General features: G+C 54.7%; 14 protein-coding genes and 2 pseudogenes. 12 read left to right on the top strand and 4 right to left on the bottom strand.

Features of this window, described 5'->3' with window-relative positions:
• Nucleotides 1-8: 8 nt before the first annotated feature.
• The 4 genes and pseudogenes from H7R56_RS24880 to H7R56_RS24895 form a co-directional block, all read right to left on the bottom strand.
• A pseudogene (locus H7R56_RS24880) lies at nucleotides 9-854 on the bottom strand (VirB4 family type IV secretion system protein); the annotation flags it as partial.
• A 169-nt stretch (nucleotides 855-1,023) separates the two neighbouring features.
• Nucleotides 1,024-1,359 (bottom strand): protein secretion chaperonin CsaA, encoded by a 336-nt coding sequence (locus tag H7R56_RS24885; RefSeq protein WP_061873716.1) that lies wholly within the window; start codon nucleotides 1,357-1,359, stop codon nucleotides 1,024-1,026.
• Nucleotides 1,356-1,571: pseudogene (locus H7R56_RS24890) on the bottom strand (EamA family transporter); the annotation flags it as partial. The pseudogene H7R56_RS24890 and the gene H7R56_RS24885, both read right to left, overlap by 4 nt.
• A 277-nt stretch (nucleotides 1,572-1,848) precedes the next feature.
• Nucleotides 1,849-2,853 carry an IS110-like element IS4321 family transposase gene (locus tag H7R56_RS24895; RefSeq protein WP_000427623.1) on the bottom strand — a complete coding sequence of 335 codons (1,005 nt, stop codon included), beginning with the start codon at nucleotides 2,851-2,853 and terminating at the stop codon, nucleotides 1,849-1,851.
• Nucleotides 2,854-3,040: 187 nt separating this feature from the next.
• On the opposite strand from H7R56_RS24895, the gene H7R56_RS24900 reads away from it, so the two are divergent.
• From H7R56_RS24900 to H7R56_RS24955, 12 genes are all read left to right on the top strand, one after another.
• A complete protein-coding gene (locus tag H7R56_RS24900) occupies nucleotides 3,041-3,649 on the top strand; it encodes a TetR/AcrR family transcriptional regulator (RefSeq protein ID WP_061873717.1) in 609 nt (202 codons plus the stop codon).
• On the top strand, nucleotides 3,646-4,797 hold the full coding sequence (locus tag H7R56_RS24905; protein ID WP_016236501.1) for an efflux RND transporter periplasmic adaptor subunit: 1,152 nt from the start codon (nucleotides 3,646-3,648) through the stop codon (nucleotides 4,795-4,797). The genes H7R56_RS24900 and H7R56_RS24905 overlap by 4 nt, the downstream gene beginning before the upstream one ends.
• Nucleotides 4,794-5,999: an ABC transporter permease gene (locus H7R56_RS24910; RefSeq protein ID WP_022652303.1), complete on the top strand. Its 1,206-nt coding sequence runs from the start codon at nucleotides 4,794-4,796 to the stop codon at nucleotides 5,997-5,999. Before H7R56_RS24905 ends, H7R56_RS24910 begins: the two co-directional genes overlap by 4 nt.
• Before the next feature lies 1 nt (nucleotide 6,000).
• Nucleotides 6,001-6,711, top strand: a complete 711-nt coding sequence (locus H7R56_RS24915; protein WP_004393997.1) for an ABC transporter ATP-binding protein — start codon at nucleotides 6,001-6,003, stop codon at nucleotides 6,709-6,711.
• Between the two features lie 28 nt (nucleotides 6,712-6,739).
• Entirely contained in the window at nucleotides 6,740-7,213 is a 474-nt protein-coding gene (locus H7R56_RS24920; protein ID WP_003056106.1) for a cytochrome c, read from the top strand.
• The gene (locus tag H7R56_RS24925) at nucleotides 7,200-8,687 is read left to right on the top strand and encodes an efflux transporter outer membrane subunit (RefSeq protein ID WP_048242289.1); all 1,488 of its coding nucleotides are present in this window, start codon (nucleotides 7,200-7,202) and stop codon (nucleotides 8,685-8,687) included. Before H7R56_RS24920 ends, H7R56_RS24925 begins: the two co-directional genes overlap by 14 nt.
• 130 nt (nucleotides 8,688-8,817) lie before the next feature.
• Nucleotides 8,818-9,375: a recombinase family protein gene (locus tag H7R56_RS24930; RefSeq protein WP_001162010.1), complete on the top strand. Its 558-nt coding sequence runs from the start codon at nucleotides 8,818-8,820 to the stop codon at nucleotides 9,373-9,375.
• Nucleotides 9,376-9,377: 2 nt separating this feature from the next.
• A complete protein-coding gene (locus tag H7R56_RS24935; protein ID WP_045269836.1) occupies nucleotides 9,378-10,775 on the top strand; it encodes a DUF4158 domain-containing protein in 1,398 nt (465 codons plus the stop codon).
• Between the two features lie 78 nt (nucleotides 10,776-10,853).
• Nucleotides 10,854-11,858 (top strand): IS110-like element IS5075 family transposase, encoded by a 1,005-nt coding sequence (locus H7R56_RS24940; RefSeq protein WP_000427614.1) that lies wholly within the window; start codon nucleotides 10,854-10,856, stop codon nucleotides 11,856-11,858.
• A 459-nt stretch (nucleotides 11,859-12,317) separates the two neighbouring features.
• Nucleotides 12,318-12,638: a DUF134 domain-containing protein gene (locus tag H7R56_RS24945; RefSeq protein WP_001137910.1), complete on the top strand. Its 321-nt coding sequence runs from the start codon at nucleotides 12,318-12,320 to the stop codon at nucleotides 12,636-12,638.
• Nucleotides 12,613-13,074, top strand: a complete 462-nt coding sequence (locus H7R56_RS24950) for a NifB/NifX family molybdenum-iron cluster-binding protein (RefSeq protein WP_000626969.1) — start codon at nucleotides 12,613-12,615, stop codon at nucleotides 13,072-13,074. The genes H7R56_RS24945 and H7R56_RS24950 overlap by 26 nt, the downstream gene beginning before the upstream one ends.
• A 160-nt stretch (nucleotides 13,075-13,234) precedes the next feature.
• Entirely contained in the window at nucleotides 13,235-13,672 is a 438-nt protein-coding gene (locus tag H7R56_RS24955) for a PaaI family thioesterase (RefSeq protein WP_016241611.1), read from the top strand.
• Nucleotides 13,673-13,750 lie beyond the last annotated feature (78 nt).

Below are 13,750 nucleotides of genomic sequence, written 5' to 3' on the forward strand. Positions count from 1 at the left end.
GAGGTTCCTTAAATCAGGTTTGCACGTTCCAGATAGGTATCAAGCCACTCTTCCGGCTTCATTCCCTCTTTCCAGATTTCATCGAACAGTTCAAGCTGAGGTTTCGATGCGCTGAGAACCGGTAGGTAATACGCCGCCTTCCCCAAATCCAGTCTTGCAAAAGCCGCAAAATCATCACTTTCCCCCTTCCTCTGTGGGTTTTTAACGACCAGGAACTGACGAGAGAGCGGGTCAATGGCTTTAATTTTGTCAAAATAAAGCTCTTTGACTTGCAGCTCGTCCACATACTCATTACGTTTCCCTTTAGGGTTCGCCAGATAAATATGTGTTGCGCATTGCTCACGAACGGCAGCCGCGATAGGTGATTTAATTAGTTCATCCGGCGATTGTGTCGCTACGACAAGCACCATATCCAGCTTACGAGCGGTTTTGAGTTTGTTATAAACAAAATCCCTGAACGCTTCGTTGTTAATCCATTGCCAGAACTCATCCATGTAGATAAGGAGTCGGCGGCCATCGGCCAGCATGGTGACACGGTAGATCAGGTAGAATGAAGCAACGCTGGAAAGTACCTTATTATCCAGGAACTCCGTTCCATCAATACCGAACACATCCAGATTATCCACATCAAACGTATCTTCAGGGTTATCGATCACCCAGCCAAATTCCTCTCCCTGAGTCCAGGGCTTCAGACGGGCTTTAAGCCCATGCCGCCGGGTTTCAGTATCATCAGGCTCCAGAATAAGTGGTCGCAACTTACTAATCGGATAAGAGCGATCTGACCTTTGCATAAGGCGCTCAACGGCATCAGAAATCAGGCGGTTCTGGTAGTCGTCAAGCGGCTCACTGTTTAGGGGTCAGTTTGGATATCGAAAATTATTGTACGTTAAGGTTATTTTTTGTACCTCTGAGCTATGTGAAGCTTGACCACTTTGACAGGCAGCTTTGAGCGATAAGCAGACATATTCACTGAAATTTTTAGGAAGCATTTTCTTGCCCATACGTGGCTTTATCTGCCGATTTTCAGAAAACGCATTCACCGTTATCGACGCGCTTTTCTGTCGTCAGCGGGATCGTCCCGCCTGAACCATCAGACACACCAAGTACCAGCACCTCTGACTTTTCAGGTCCCATCTTCATGGTACCCAGATTGACGATGCAGATTACCTGCGTTTCCTGCAGGTCTTCTGCTGCATAGTTAATATACGCACCGCATGACACCCTTGTTCCCAGTTCTGGTCCTAGGTCAATAGTCATGCGCCAGGTGGGCTTTGATGTTTTACTCTCCTCAACCCTGATGATGGTACCGGCACGCATATCGAGAGCCGAAAATGAGTCAAATGACGCTTTATCTTTCATAATTCTTTCCTTTTTGCGATTTCAAAGTTTTCTTTCCGTTGCCGGAACAGACTGAAACGTAACTTTCCAGCCGGAACGGTGATGAGCCCCAGACACGCAACTATCAGTCCGACGCCTGCCCATCCGGAAGGCGGCAGCCTTTCACCGACGAGCACAACGGCCAGCAGTGCGGCTATAACCGGCTCCAGCAGACTGATCGTGGTTGCCATACTGGGGACGTCTCAGAAAACGGAATCTATGGTCACTCCCGTTTTTGCAACACCGATTTTGACGACAAGTTGGCTTGCTTGAATCTATCCGGCGTCTGAATGGGATTTTATTCCCGCGCCTTGATGAGTTCCGCGCCTGATGAACCTCCAGAAAATATACGGCTTCAATGAGCCTTTCCGTTTTACAGGTTCCTCAACAGGCCGGTGGGCCGTTAGTATCATCAATATCAGTATTCGCAAAACCAGATCAGTAATTCTTTAAACCGGTGTATTTCTGCCGTTATGCTACATAAGTTTGCTGTCGTGCCGTTAGGGCCCAGGCTATTCTGGCCAGCTTGTTTGCCAGAGCACAAGTGACGACAAAGTTGCTTTTCCGGCACAGTAAATCCCTGACCCAATCGGCCAATTTGCCAGACTGGTGTTCCAGTTTTTGTATGAATACCCTGGCACATTGAACCAACAAAGTTCGGATCTTTTTATTACCTCGCTTACTAATTCCCAGCAATGTCGTCCTACCTCCCGTGCTGTACTGCCGAGGTACAAGCCCTGTTGCCGCCGCAAAGTCACGGCTGCTGGCGTACTGCTTCCCGTCGCCAATCTCAGTTGAAATAGTACTCGCTGTCAGTGTTCCGACGCAGGGAATGCTCAGCAAGCGCTGTCCAACCTCATCTTCGTCCAACTTTCGTTTCAACTGGGATTCCAAATCTTTAATCTGCTCAACAAGATAGTGATAATGCTGTTGTAATTTCAGCAATAACTGGCTGAGGTAAAGAGGCAAACTATTATCCTCAAGAATGGTACTCAGTCGGCTAATAACGGCAGCTCCTCGGGGAACGCTAATGCCAAATTCCAGCAGAAAAGCATGCATTTGATTGGTTGTTTTTACCTTATCCTGAACCAGGGATTCACGGACACGATGCAGAGCCCGCATTGCCTGCTGAGATTCCGTTCTGGGCTGCACAAAACGCATAGACGGACGCGATGCAGCTTCACAAATAGCTTCGGCGTCGACAAAGTCGTTTTTATTGCTTTTAACGAACGGGCGGACAAATTGTGGTGATATCAGCTTTGGGGAATGCCCCAACTCTTCCAACTTGCGTGCCATAAAGTGAGAACCGCCACAGGCTTCCATTGCGATGGTTGTAGCGGGGCATGTCGCCAAAAATTCGATCAACTTTGGCCGGGTAAATTTTTTACGGTAAACAGCCTTCCCGCGACGATCCTGGCAATGAATATGGAAAGAGTTTTTACCCAGATCGATACCAATGAGCGCAATGTTTTCCATGATAGTTCTCCGAATGAAAGCCTGTCCTCAGCATAGTACCGGGAAGGAGGGAGTGACCATCTCATTAAATAAAGCACGTTAAGCCCATTGCAGACTCTAGATATTGACGAGTACGTCGGGTTTTCTCTTGTTTGAGTTGCCTCTTGTGGTAAGATAGTAATCAATTACTATCTTACAAGGAGTGCTCGTGAACACCCATCCAAAGCATCTGCCGGCCGATGAACGTCGTGCCGTAACTGTCGAGTCCGTCGTGGCGCTTGCCGGTTCACAAAACCCAAGCGAGATAACCACTGCGGCTATCGCTAAACACATGAACTTGACCCAGGGTGCGCTGTTTCGGCACTTCCCGAACAAGGAAGCCATTTGGCAGGCGGTCATGGAGTGGGTAGCAGAGCGCCTATTAGCCAGAATCGATCGATCCGCACAAGGAATCGAGTCGCCCTTGGCAGCCATGGAGGCGATGTTCATGAGTCATATCGAATTCGTAGCTGAGCACCCAGGCGTGCCAAGAATGATGTTTGGTGAGCTTCAGCGTGCCGAATCGACACCGGCCAAGCGCATGGTGCAAACCTTGATTCAGCGCTACGGCGAACGTTTGCATCGTCTCATCGAGAAAGGCAAGGCCAGCGGCGAGTTGTCTCCCTCGCTTGACAACGAGGCGGCGGCAACGCTGTTCATTGGCACGATCCAGGGCTTGGTCATGCAATCGCTGTTGGCGGGTGATGTGGGACGCATGCACCGCGATGCGCCGCGCGTCTTTGCAATTTATCGGCGTGGCATAAGGAGTGCGCAATGAAAAAGTTACCCTTGCAAGGCCGCACCCTGGCACTGCTTGCCGTCATCATTCCTTTGCTGGTGCTTTTTATTTATGTCGGTCTGCGATCAGGGCCGCTCGCCCCGGTCGCTGTGACGGTGGCAAGTGTGGAATCACGGGCTATCACACCGGCGCTGTTCGGCATCGGCACGGTGGAGGCGCGCTACACCTACAAGATCGGGCCGACGTTTGCCGGGCGCGTCAAACGCCTGGAGGTGCATGTAGGCGACCAGGTCAAGGCCGGACAGGTGCTCGGCGAGATGGAGCCGGTCGACCTTGATGATCGGGTGCGCTCACAGGAGTCTGTATTCAAGCGGGCGGAAGCGGCTTTGCGCGAGGCAGAAGCCCGGCAAGCCTACGCGCAAACCCAGGCGCGCCGCTATGAGCAATTGTTTGCGGTGCGCTCGACCAGCGAGGAAATCGTCACCACCAAGCGGCAGGAACTGCAGATCGCCGATGCCGCCCTATCCGCCGCTCGGGAAGATATTGCCCGGGCACGCTCCGACCGCGAAGCACTCGTCGCGCAGCGGAGCAATCTGCGCCTGATCGCGCCGGTCGACGGTGTAGTCGCCGTGCGCGATGCCGATCCCGGCACGACCATCGTCGCGGGCCAGGCCGTGGTGGAAGTGATCGACCCCAAGAGTTTGTGGATCAATGTGCGCTTCGACCAGATCAGCGCATCGGGGCTGGCTGGGGGGCTGCCGGCTCATATCGTCCTGCGTTCGCGTGGTGGCCAGACCTTGAAAGGTCGCGTGCTGCGGGTGGAACCCAAGGCCGACGCGGTAACCGAGGAAACGCTTGCCAAGGTGACATTCGATAACAAACCAGAACCTTTGCCACCAGTGGGTGAACTGGCCGAAGTCACGGTTGACTTGCCGGCGCTCCCGGCCGCTCCACTGATCCCCAACGCTGCCGTCCAGCGTGAAGGCGATAAAGTTGGTGTCTGGCAAATCGTGGATGGTGATCTGCATTTCTCCCCGGTCAAGCTCGGCACTTCCGACCTCAATGGTTACGTGCAGGTGCGCGAAGGGCTCAAGAATGGGGACCAGGTTGTGACCTATAGCGAAAAGGCACTGACGGCGCGCAGCCGCATCCATGTGGTCGAGCATATCCCGGGAGTTTCACGATGATCAGCCTGGCCGGCCGCGACATTCTCCATGCCTGGGGGAAATTCGTCTTCACCGGCATCGGTCTGGGTCTGCTGATCGGCGTCACCCTAGTCATGGCTGGGGTGTACCGAGGCATGGTGGACGACGGCAAGGCGTTGCTCGACAACAGTGGCGCTGACCTTTGGGTGGTGCAAAAGGATACTCTGGGTCCTTATGCGGAGTCGTCCAGCCTCAACGATGACGTGTATCGCGCCATTCTCGCCATGCCGGGAGTCTCACAGGCAGCGAACGCGACCTACCTGACCATGCAGGTACGCAAGGGCGAGAGTGATGTACGCACCATGGTGGTCGGCATCGCGCCCGGTGCGTTGGGGGCTACACCAGGATGGCCTCCTTATCTCGTCGCTGGACGCCAGATCACGCGCGGTCACTACGAGGCTGTGGCCGACATCGCCACCGGCTTCAAACTGGGAGATCGTCTTGCCATTCGCCGCAATCATTACACCGTCGTGGGGCTGACACGGCGCATGGTGTCGTCCAGCGGCGACCCGATGGTATTCATTCCGCTCAAAGATGCCCAGGAGGCCCAGTTCCTCAAGGACAACGATGCCATCTGGCAAAGCCGGCGTCGCACCGAAGCCAACCCGGTCTTCAATCGACCCGGTGATCCAGGTTTGCTGGATGCCGTGATTGCTTCACAGAGCAGCAACGCGTTCGTCAATGCCGTGCTGGTCACTCTGAAACCTGGTCATGCGCCGGACGAGGTTGCCGAATCCATCCAGCGCTGGAAGCGTTTGACGGTCTACACCCGGGCACAGATGGAAGACATCCTCGTCGGCAAGCTGATCGCCACCTCGGCCAAGCAGATCGGCATGTTCCTTGTGATTCTGGCCATCGTTAGCGCGGCCATCGTTGCCTTCATCATCTATTCGCTGACGATGGACAAAATCCGTGAGATCGCGGTGTTGAAGCTCATCGGCACACGCAACCGAACCATCGCCGCGATGATCATGCAGCAGGCGCTCGCCCTGGGCGTGATTGGCTTCGTGGTCGGCAAGATCACAGCCACCTTTTCAGCACCGGCTTTTCCAAAATATGTCCTGCTCACGCCAATGGATTCTGTCGCCGGTTTTTTTGCCGTGCTCGTGATCTGCGTTCTAGCTAGCCTCGTCGCCATTCGCATAGCACTCAAGGTCGATCCGGCCGAAGCCATTGGAGGTTGAGATGAGTGGCAAAGGGATACACATCGAAAGTTTAAGCAAGCGGTATGGCGATGGTGACACCGCTGTCTTTGCCTTGAGAGACGTGAATATGCATGTTGCGCCTGGTGAAGTGGTGGGACTGATCGGCCCTTCCGGGTCCGGCAAGAGCACGCTGCTCAAGTGTCTGGGTGCGGTGATCGAACCGACCGCCGGTCGCATGACGCTGGGCGATGAAGTGATCTACGCCGATGGCTGGAAAGTCCGCGACCTGCGCGCCTTACGGCGTGACAAGATTGGTTTCGTTTTCCAGGCGCCGTACCTGATTCCGTTTCTCGATGTCACCGACAACGTGGCGCTGCTGCCGATGCTTGCAGGCGTCGCGAATGGAGAGTCGCGCGCGAAGGCACTGGAATTGCTCACAGCGCTTGATGTGCAACACCGAGCTCGCGCAATGCCCTCGCAACTCTCCGGTGGCGAGCAGCAACGGGTCGCCATCGCGCGCGGACTGGTCAATCGTCCGCCGGTGATCCTGGCCGATGAACCCACTGCGCCGCTGGATTCCGAGCGCGCCATGGCTGTAATCCGCATCCTCAACGACATGGCCCGGAAGTTCGAGACCGCCATCATCGTCGTCACCCATGACGAAAAGATCATCCCCACATTCAAGCGCATCTACCACATCCGCGACGGCGTGACCCATGAGGAAGCTGGCGAAGGGCGGGAGTTCGAATGAGAGAACGATTGAATTACAGGAGAATTTCATGACCCACCGCAAACACAGCCACGCATTTGGAACTATCACCCTGACCGTTACGGCCTGCCTGCTTTTATGGGGTTTTCAGTTGCCAGCTTGGGCTGGTGACGCTACCCAGGTTGAGCCACTGGCGCTACGCAAGATCATGCAGGAACTCGGGCGCAACATGCAGGCTATTACCGGTGCGATTTCGCAGGAGGAATGGGTTCAGGTCGTTCAGCTCGCCCCAAAAGTTGCTGCACACCCCGAGCCACCGCTTACTGAAAAAATGCGCATCCTTGCTTACCTCGGCGCTGATGCGACCAAGTTCAGAAACTTTGACGCGCAGACTCACGAGGCGGCGCTGGCCATGAAGCTGGCTGCTGCGAGCAGCGACGGCAAGGCGGTGATCCAATCATTCGCCCACGTGCAGGAAAGCTGCTTGGGCTGCCACCAAGCTTTCCGTAAACCTTTCGTGGAGCATTTTTATGGAGCACGCTAAAACATGCCAGCGCCCCATCAGCCTCGAAAGACGGCTTGCGGCAACTTACCTGGTAGCTGGTCTGGTCACCGCCGGTCTGGCCGGCTGCGCCGCCGGCCCTGATTTTCAGCGTCCCACCGCACCCGATGTGGCTCGCTACACTGCAACACCGGTAGCTGATAGAACCGTGTCCGCTCCCACGCAGTTCGGCGAAACACAACGTCTAGTCGAAGGGCTTCCGATCGAAACGCAATGGTGGCAAAGCTTGGGTTCATCCGCACTCGACGGACTGATAAACGAAGCTTTCCATGTCAGCCCGACGCTGGCGAGCATCAGCGCCAATTTGCGACAGGCGCAGGAGCTTCTTGCCGCACAGGCGGGCTCGACGCAATATCCACAGGTAGATGTCGCACTGGGATCTCAGCGCCAGCAAATGAGTCCCAGTAGCCAAGGGTTGAGCGGAGACGCACGTCAATTCAGCCTCTACAACGCCAGCGTTGGCGTGCATTACAACCTCGATCTGGCTGGCGGCAACCGGCGCGCACTCGAAGCCTTGGCTGCTCGCGCCGACTACCGTCGCTTCGAACTGAATGCTGCGCGCCTGGCCCTTGCCGGCAACATAGCAACCGCTGCCATTACCCGAGCACGCCTCGCCGCGCAACTAGAAGCCACTACTGCCATTTTGCGCGTGCAGGATGAGCAACTGCGCCTAGCCCATGAACGCGTGCGTATCGGTCAGGCCTCACCTGATGAAGCGTTGAGCCTACAAGCTCAGGCGGAGCAAACGCGGGCAGAACTGCCTGCGCTGCGTAAACAACTGCAACAAACCGAACATCTACTGGCGGTGCTAGCCGGTCGTGCCCCAGGCACGGGTGGCATCCCGGCCTTCACTCTGGCCGATTTCACTCTACCCGTCGAGATGCCGCTCGTCGTGCCCTCAGAACTGGTGCGCCGCCGACCGGATATCCAGGCGTCAGAGGCGCTGTTGCATGCGGCCAATGCAGACTATGGTGTGGCTGTCGCCAAGCTCTACCCACAGATCAACCTGAGCGCCAACCTTGGTTCTCAGGCGCTGACCACCGGTGCCCTGTTCGGTGGTGGCTCGGCAGTGTGGGGCCTGGTTGCGCAGCTCACCCAGCCTCTTTTTAATCCAGGGCTACCCGCAGAAAAAAGAGCGGCGCTCGCCGCTTTTGATGCCGCCGTAGCCAATTACCAGAGCGTCGTATTGGAGTCTTTGCGTAACGTCGCCGACACCCTGCGCGCGGTGGAAAGCGATGCACAAACTTTGACTGCCCTCGCTGCCGCTGATATGGCTGCACAGGCCTCCTTGCAGTCGGTCGAGCGGCAATACCGGCTGGGCGCGGCCAGCTACCTGCAACTGCTCATCGCGCAGCAACAGGCACAGTCAATCCGGATCAATATGGTTGCGGTCCAGGCACAACGCCTAGTCGATAGTGTTGCTTTATATCAGGCCCTGGGAGGTGGTGTCAGTTAAGACTATACCCTAACCTGATGTCAGATGTTGAGCACAAACAACGTCAGAGTAGGGTATTAATTTATATTTATTGATACATTCAGCCAAGGGTAATAGATTTCATCCTGACATTTTTACCTTTGGAGGCATCTTGCAAGGTCAACGTATCGGCTACGTTCGCGTCAGCAGCTTCGACCAGAATCCTGATCGACAACTGGAACAAATAGAAGTCGGCAAGGTATTCACCGATAAGGCTTCAGGCAAGGACACACAACGTCCCGAACTTGAAAGGCTGCTGGCCTTCGTCCGCGAGGGCGACACCGTGGTGGTGCATAGCATGGACAGGTTGGCACGCAACCTTGATGACCTGCGCCGCATCGTCCAAGGGCTGACACAACGGGGCGTGCGCATGGAGTTCGTCAAAGAAGGGCTAACGTTCACCGGCGAGGACTCACCGATGGCCAATCTGATGCTGTCGGTCATGGGAGCCTTTGCTGAGTTCGAGCGCGCTCTGATCCGCGAACGTCAGCGCGAGGGAATCGTGCTGGCTAAGCAGCGCGGGGCCTACCGGGGACGAAAGAAATCGCTGAACAGCGAACAAATTGCCGAGTTGAAACGGCGAGTTGCGGCAGGCGACCAGAAAACCTTGGTGGCCCGTGACTTCGGCATCAGCCGCGAAACCTTGTACCAGTACCTGCGGGAAGACTGACCATGCCACGCCGCTCAATCCTGTCCGCCACCGAGCGCGAAAGTCTGCTGACACTGCCAGATGCCAAAGACGAACTGATACGGCACTACACGTTCAACGAAACCGACCTGTCGGTGATCCGTCAGCGTCGCGGCGCCGCGAATCGATTGGGCTTCGCCGTGCAGCTTTGCTACTTGCGATTCCCTGGCATCTTCTTGGGCGTCGATGATCCTCCATTTCTGCCCCTGCTGCGCATGGTGGCCGCACAACTCAAGGTGCCGGTGGAAAGCTGGAACCATTACGGCCAGCGCGAGCAGACACGGCGGGAGCACTTGGTCGAGCTGCAAACGGTGTTTGGATTCAAGCCCTTCACCATGAGTCATTACCGGCAAGCCGTGCATACATTGACCGAACTGGCCTTGCAAACAGACAAAGGCATTGTGCTGGCCAGCACCCTTGTTGAAAACCAGCGGCGGCAGAGCATCATCCTACCCGCCATGAATGCCATCGAGCGCGCAAGCGCCGAGGCCATTACCCGTGCCAACCGAAGCATCCATGCGGCATTGGCCGATTCCTTGATACCTGTCCATCGCCAGCGCCTGGACGAACTCCTCAAGCGCAAGGATGGTAGCAAAATGACGTGGCTAGCGTGGCTGCGCCAATCGCCCGCCAAGCCGAACTCGCGCCACATGCTTGAACACATCGAACGCCTCAAAGCCTGGCAGGCGCTTGACCTACCTGCTGGCATCGAACGGCAGGTACACCAAAACCGCTTGCTCAAGATCGCCCGCGAAGGCGGCCAGATGACGCCCGCCGACCTGGCCAAGTTCGAGTCGCAGCGGCGTCACGCCACCTTGGTAGCACTGGCCATCGAGGGCATGGCCACCGTCACTGATGAAATCATCGACCTTCACGACCGTATCATCGGCAAGCTGTTCAATGCGGCCAAGAACAAGCATCAACAGCAGTTCCAGGCTTCCGGCAAGGCGATCAACGACAAGGTGCGGATGTATGGGCGCATCGAGCGCACGCTGTTCATTCTGGATTGGCTGCAAAGCGTGGAGCTGCGCCGCCGCGTCCATGCGGGGCTGAATAAGGGCGAGGCGCGCAACGCGCTGGCCAGGGCGGTCTTCTTCTACCGATTGGGTGAAATCCGCGACCGCAGTTTTGAGCAGCAGCGCTACCGGGCCAGCGGCCTCAATCTGGTGACGGCGGCCATCGTGTTGTGGAACACGGTCTATCTGGAGCGTGCCACCAGTGCTTTGCGTGCCCACGGCAAGGCGCTGGACGACACGTTGCTGCAATATCTGTCCCCGCTGGGGTGGGAGCATATCAACCTGACCGGCGATTACCTATGGCGCAGCAGTGCCAAGGTCGGTGCGGGGAAGTTCAGGCCATTGCGACCGCTGCCACCGGCTTAGCGTGCTTTATTTAATGAGATGGTCACTCCCTCCTTCCCAGTACTATGCTGAGGACAGGCTTTCATTCGGAGAACCATCATGGAAAACATTGCGCTTATTGGTATCGATCTGGGTAAGAACTCTTTCCATATTCATTGTCAGGATCATCGTGGGAAGGCCGTTTACCGTAAAAAATTCACCCGACCAAAGCTAATCGAATTTCTGGCGACATGCCCGGCAACAACCATCGCGATGGAAGCCTGTGGCGGTTCTCACTTTATGGCACGCAAGCTGGCAGAGTTAGGGCATTTTCCAAAGCTGATATCACCGCAATTTGTCCGCCCATTCGTTAAAAGCAACAAAAATGACTTCGTTGATGCTGAAGCTATCTGTGAAGCAGCATCACGTCCATCTATGCGTTTCGTGCAGCCCAGAACCGAATCTCAGCAGGCAATGCGAGCTCTGCATCGTGTCCGTGAATCCCTGGTTCAGGATAAGGTGAAAACAACTAATCAGATGCATGCTTTTCTGCTGGAATTTGGTATCAGCGTTCCGCGAGGTGCTGCCGTTATTAGTCGACTGAGTACCCTTCTTGAGGACAGTAGTTTGCCTCTTTATCTCAGCCAGTTACTGCTGAAATTACAACAGCATTATCACTATCTTGTTGAGCAGATTAAAGATCTGGAATCTCAGTTGAAACGAAAGTTGGACGAAGATGAGGTTGGACAGCGCTTGCTGAGTATTCCCTGCGTTGGAACGCTGACTGCCAGTACTATTTCAACTGAGATTGGCGACGGGAAGCAGTACGCCAGCAGCCGTGACTTTGCGGCGGCAACAGGGCTGGTACCCCGACAGTACAGCACGGGAGGTCGGACGACATTGTTAGGGATTAGCAAGCGGGGCAACAAAAAGATCCGAACTTTGTTGGTTCAGTGTGCCAGGGTATTCATACAAAAACTGGAACACCAGTCTGGCAAGTTGGCCGACTGGGTCAGGGAGTTGTTGTGTCGGAAAAGCAACTTTGTCGTCACCTGTGCTCTGGCAAACAAGCTGGCCAGAATAGCCTGGGCACTGACGGCGCGACAGCAAACTTACGAAGCATAAAGGCAGAAATACACCAGTTTAAACAATCATTCATCTGGTTTTGCGAATACTGATATTGATGATACTAACGGCCCACCGGCCTGTTGAGGAACCTGTAAAACGGAAAGGCTCATTGAAGCCGTATATTTTCTGGAGGTTCATCAGGCGCGGAACTCATCGAGGCGCGGGAATAAAATCCCATTCAGACGCCGGATAGATTCAAGCAAGCCAACTTGTCGTCAAAATCGGTGTTGCAAAAACGGGAGTGACCATAGATTCCGTTTTCTGAGACGACCCCCTTATGGCAGCACTTTAAATTGAGTCTCATACAGTATCTGTTTTCTTTCTCTTCATCTCTCATGACCTGCTGCCCACTTACAGACTCCAGGGTAAAGCAAAAAATTCTCCACCGGTGAGCAGAGTATATTGCATATGCCAGTTTATGAGTGTATATATAGCATATGCCAATAAGGAGCCTTCATGCCAAGACCCAGAATTCCCCGTAACATCTGTGGCCGCCCTGCGGATACCTGTTTTAAGCCCAATGCGCGACCGATGAGCCAGCTTGAACATGTTCATTTAAAAGAAGATGAGTTTGAAGCGTTACGGCTGGTCGATTTACTGGGCATGCAACAGCAGGAAGCGGCTGTTGCAATGGGGGTTTCAAGGCAGACACTGGCCAATGTCCTGAAAGCAGCCCGTTTTAAGGTTGTGGACTGTCTCACTCAGGGCAAGGCCTTAATAATGCACTCTGAAAGGGAAGGAGTTACACAAGATGATCACAGCCATTCCAGTGAATGACGACCGGGTAGCAAATCATTTTACCAAAGCGAGTCACCTTGTCCTGGTGGATGAGCGCGGTGTGGAGCTCAGCCGGACAGAAAATCCCGCGCTGGGCGCAGATTGTTCAGGTAAACGGAAGCTGGTTGACCTGCTGGTTCAACAGCAAGTCAGCCGCGTTGTGGTCCGTAACATCGGGGAACGGATGCTGGGTAAATTACTGGGGCATCAGATCGCGGTGTACCAGACTGACTGTGGTCGTCGTTTGTTCACTGAACTGTGTGATCCGGATACCCGTGTTCTGACTGAACTGAATAAGCCGGAGCAGGGACGCCAGTCCTTTCATCATGAGGCGAAAGGGAAAAAATGCTGTCACTCTGACGGGAACACAGCAGAAAATGCGTGCCAGGGTGGGCGTCAGCATCATCACGGAAACGGGCGCTGTTGCCATTCATGAGTTTATTTCATCACGGGCGGTGATTTTTATCAGACCCGTATTGTGTATAAACCAGGAGCCGGAATGTGTGGAGGAGGCAGTAATGATGCCGGGGGAGCCCCTCAGCTGACTGAATTCCGGATGCCTCCCGTCAGTACAACCGGACGCTGAGCAGAAACAGATGAATTGTTATCTTGATGCCAGAAAGGCCCATACCTGTTGTATGGTCTGTAGTTCCCGCGACAACAACCCTGATACGGTGAACTTAATGTTTTCAGAGCACCCGGATGGCTCTGTATGTGCGGACTACACGGCCAATCACAGGCATCAGGGGTATACGGGTCTTTTACATGGCGGAATGACGAGTACCCTGCTGGATGCAGCAATGACTCATTGTTTGTTCATGCAGGGTGTGCAAGCCCTGACGGCTGAACTGACGGTAAGATTCATTTCACCCGTTTGTACCGGAGACAAACTGATGGTATGTGCCAGACTGCTTGGGCAACGCAGGGGGATTTACCTGCTTGAAGCATGGCTGACAAAAGGACAGCAGACAGTGGCACGTGCCACGGCGAAATTCATTGTTCCGTCGCAGGATATTGCTCTGGCGCATCGCTAGTGTGACAGACGACAGGTGTACCTGGTTATTATAAAAATTTGAGGCGTGTTTTGCTCAGACCGGAAAGAATAATCGCAT

It is taken from the genome of Klebsiella sp. WP3-W18-ESBL-02, from assembly GCF_014168815.1.
GTDB lineage: Bacteria > Pseudomonadota > Gammaproteobacteria > Enterobacterales > Enterobacteriaceae > Kluyvera > Kluyvera ascorbata_B.

Bases quoted from the DNA above. Each gene is read 5' to 3' on its own strand.
- H7R56_RS24885 (WP_061873716.1), bottom strand. From the start codon at position 1,359: ATGAAAGATAAAGCGTCATTTGACTCATTTTCGGCTCTCGATATGCGT.
- H7R56_RS24895 (WP_000427623.1), bottom strand. From the start codon at position 2,853: ATGGAAAACATTGCGCTCATTGGTATCGATCTGGGTAAAAACTCTTTC.
- H7R56_RS24905 (WP_016236501.1), top strand. From the start codon at position 3,646: ATGAAAAAGTTACCCTTGCAAGGCCGCACCCTGGCACTGCTTGCCGTC.
- H7R56_RS24910 (WP_022652303.1), top strand. From the start codon at position 4,794: ATGATCAGCCTGGCCGGCCGCGACATTCTCCATGCCTGGGGGAAATTC.
- H7R56_RS24915 (WP_004393997.1), top strand. From the start codon at position 6,001: ATGAGTGGCAAAGGGATACACATCGAAAGTTTAAGCAAGCGGTATGGC.
- H7R56_RS24920 (WP_003056106.1), top strand. From the start codon at position 6,740: ATGACCCACCGCAAACACAGCCACGCATTTGGAACTATCACCCTGACC.
- H7R56_RS24925 (WP_048242289.1), top strand. From the start codon at position 7,200: ATGGAGCACGCTAAAACATGCCAGCGCCCCATCAGCCTCGAAAGACGG.
- H7R56_RS24935 (WP_045269836.1), top strand. From the start codon at position 9,378: ATGCCACGCCGCTCAATCCTGTCCGCCACCGAGCGCGAAAGTCTGCTG.
- H7R56_RS24940 (WP_000427614.1), top strand. From the start codon at position 10,854: ATGGAAAACATTGCGCTTATTGGTATCGATCTGGGTAAGAACTCTTTC.
- H7R56_RS24945 (WP_001137910.1), top strand. From the start codon at position 12,318: ATGCCAAGACCCAGAATTCCCCGTAACATCTGTGGCCGCCCTGCGGAT.
- H7R56_RS24950 (WP_000626969.1), top strand. From the start codon at position 12,613: ATGATCACAGCCATTCCAGTGAATGACGACCGGGTAGCAAATCATTTT.
- H7R56_RS24955 (WP_016241611.1), top strand. From the start codon at position 13,235: ATGAATTGTTATCTTGATGCCAGAAAGGCCCATACCTGTTGTATGGTC.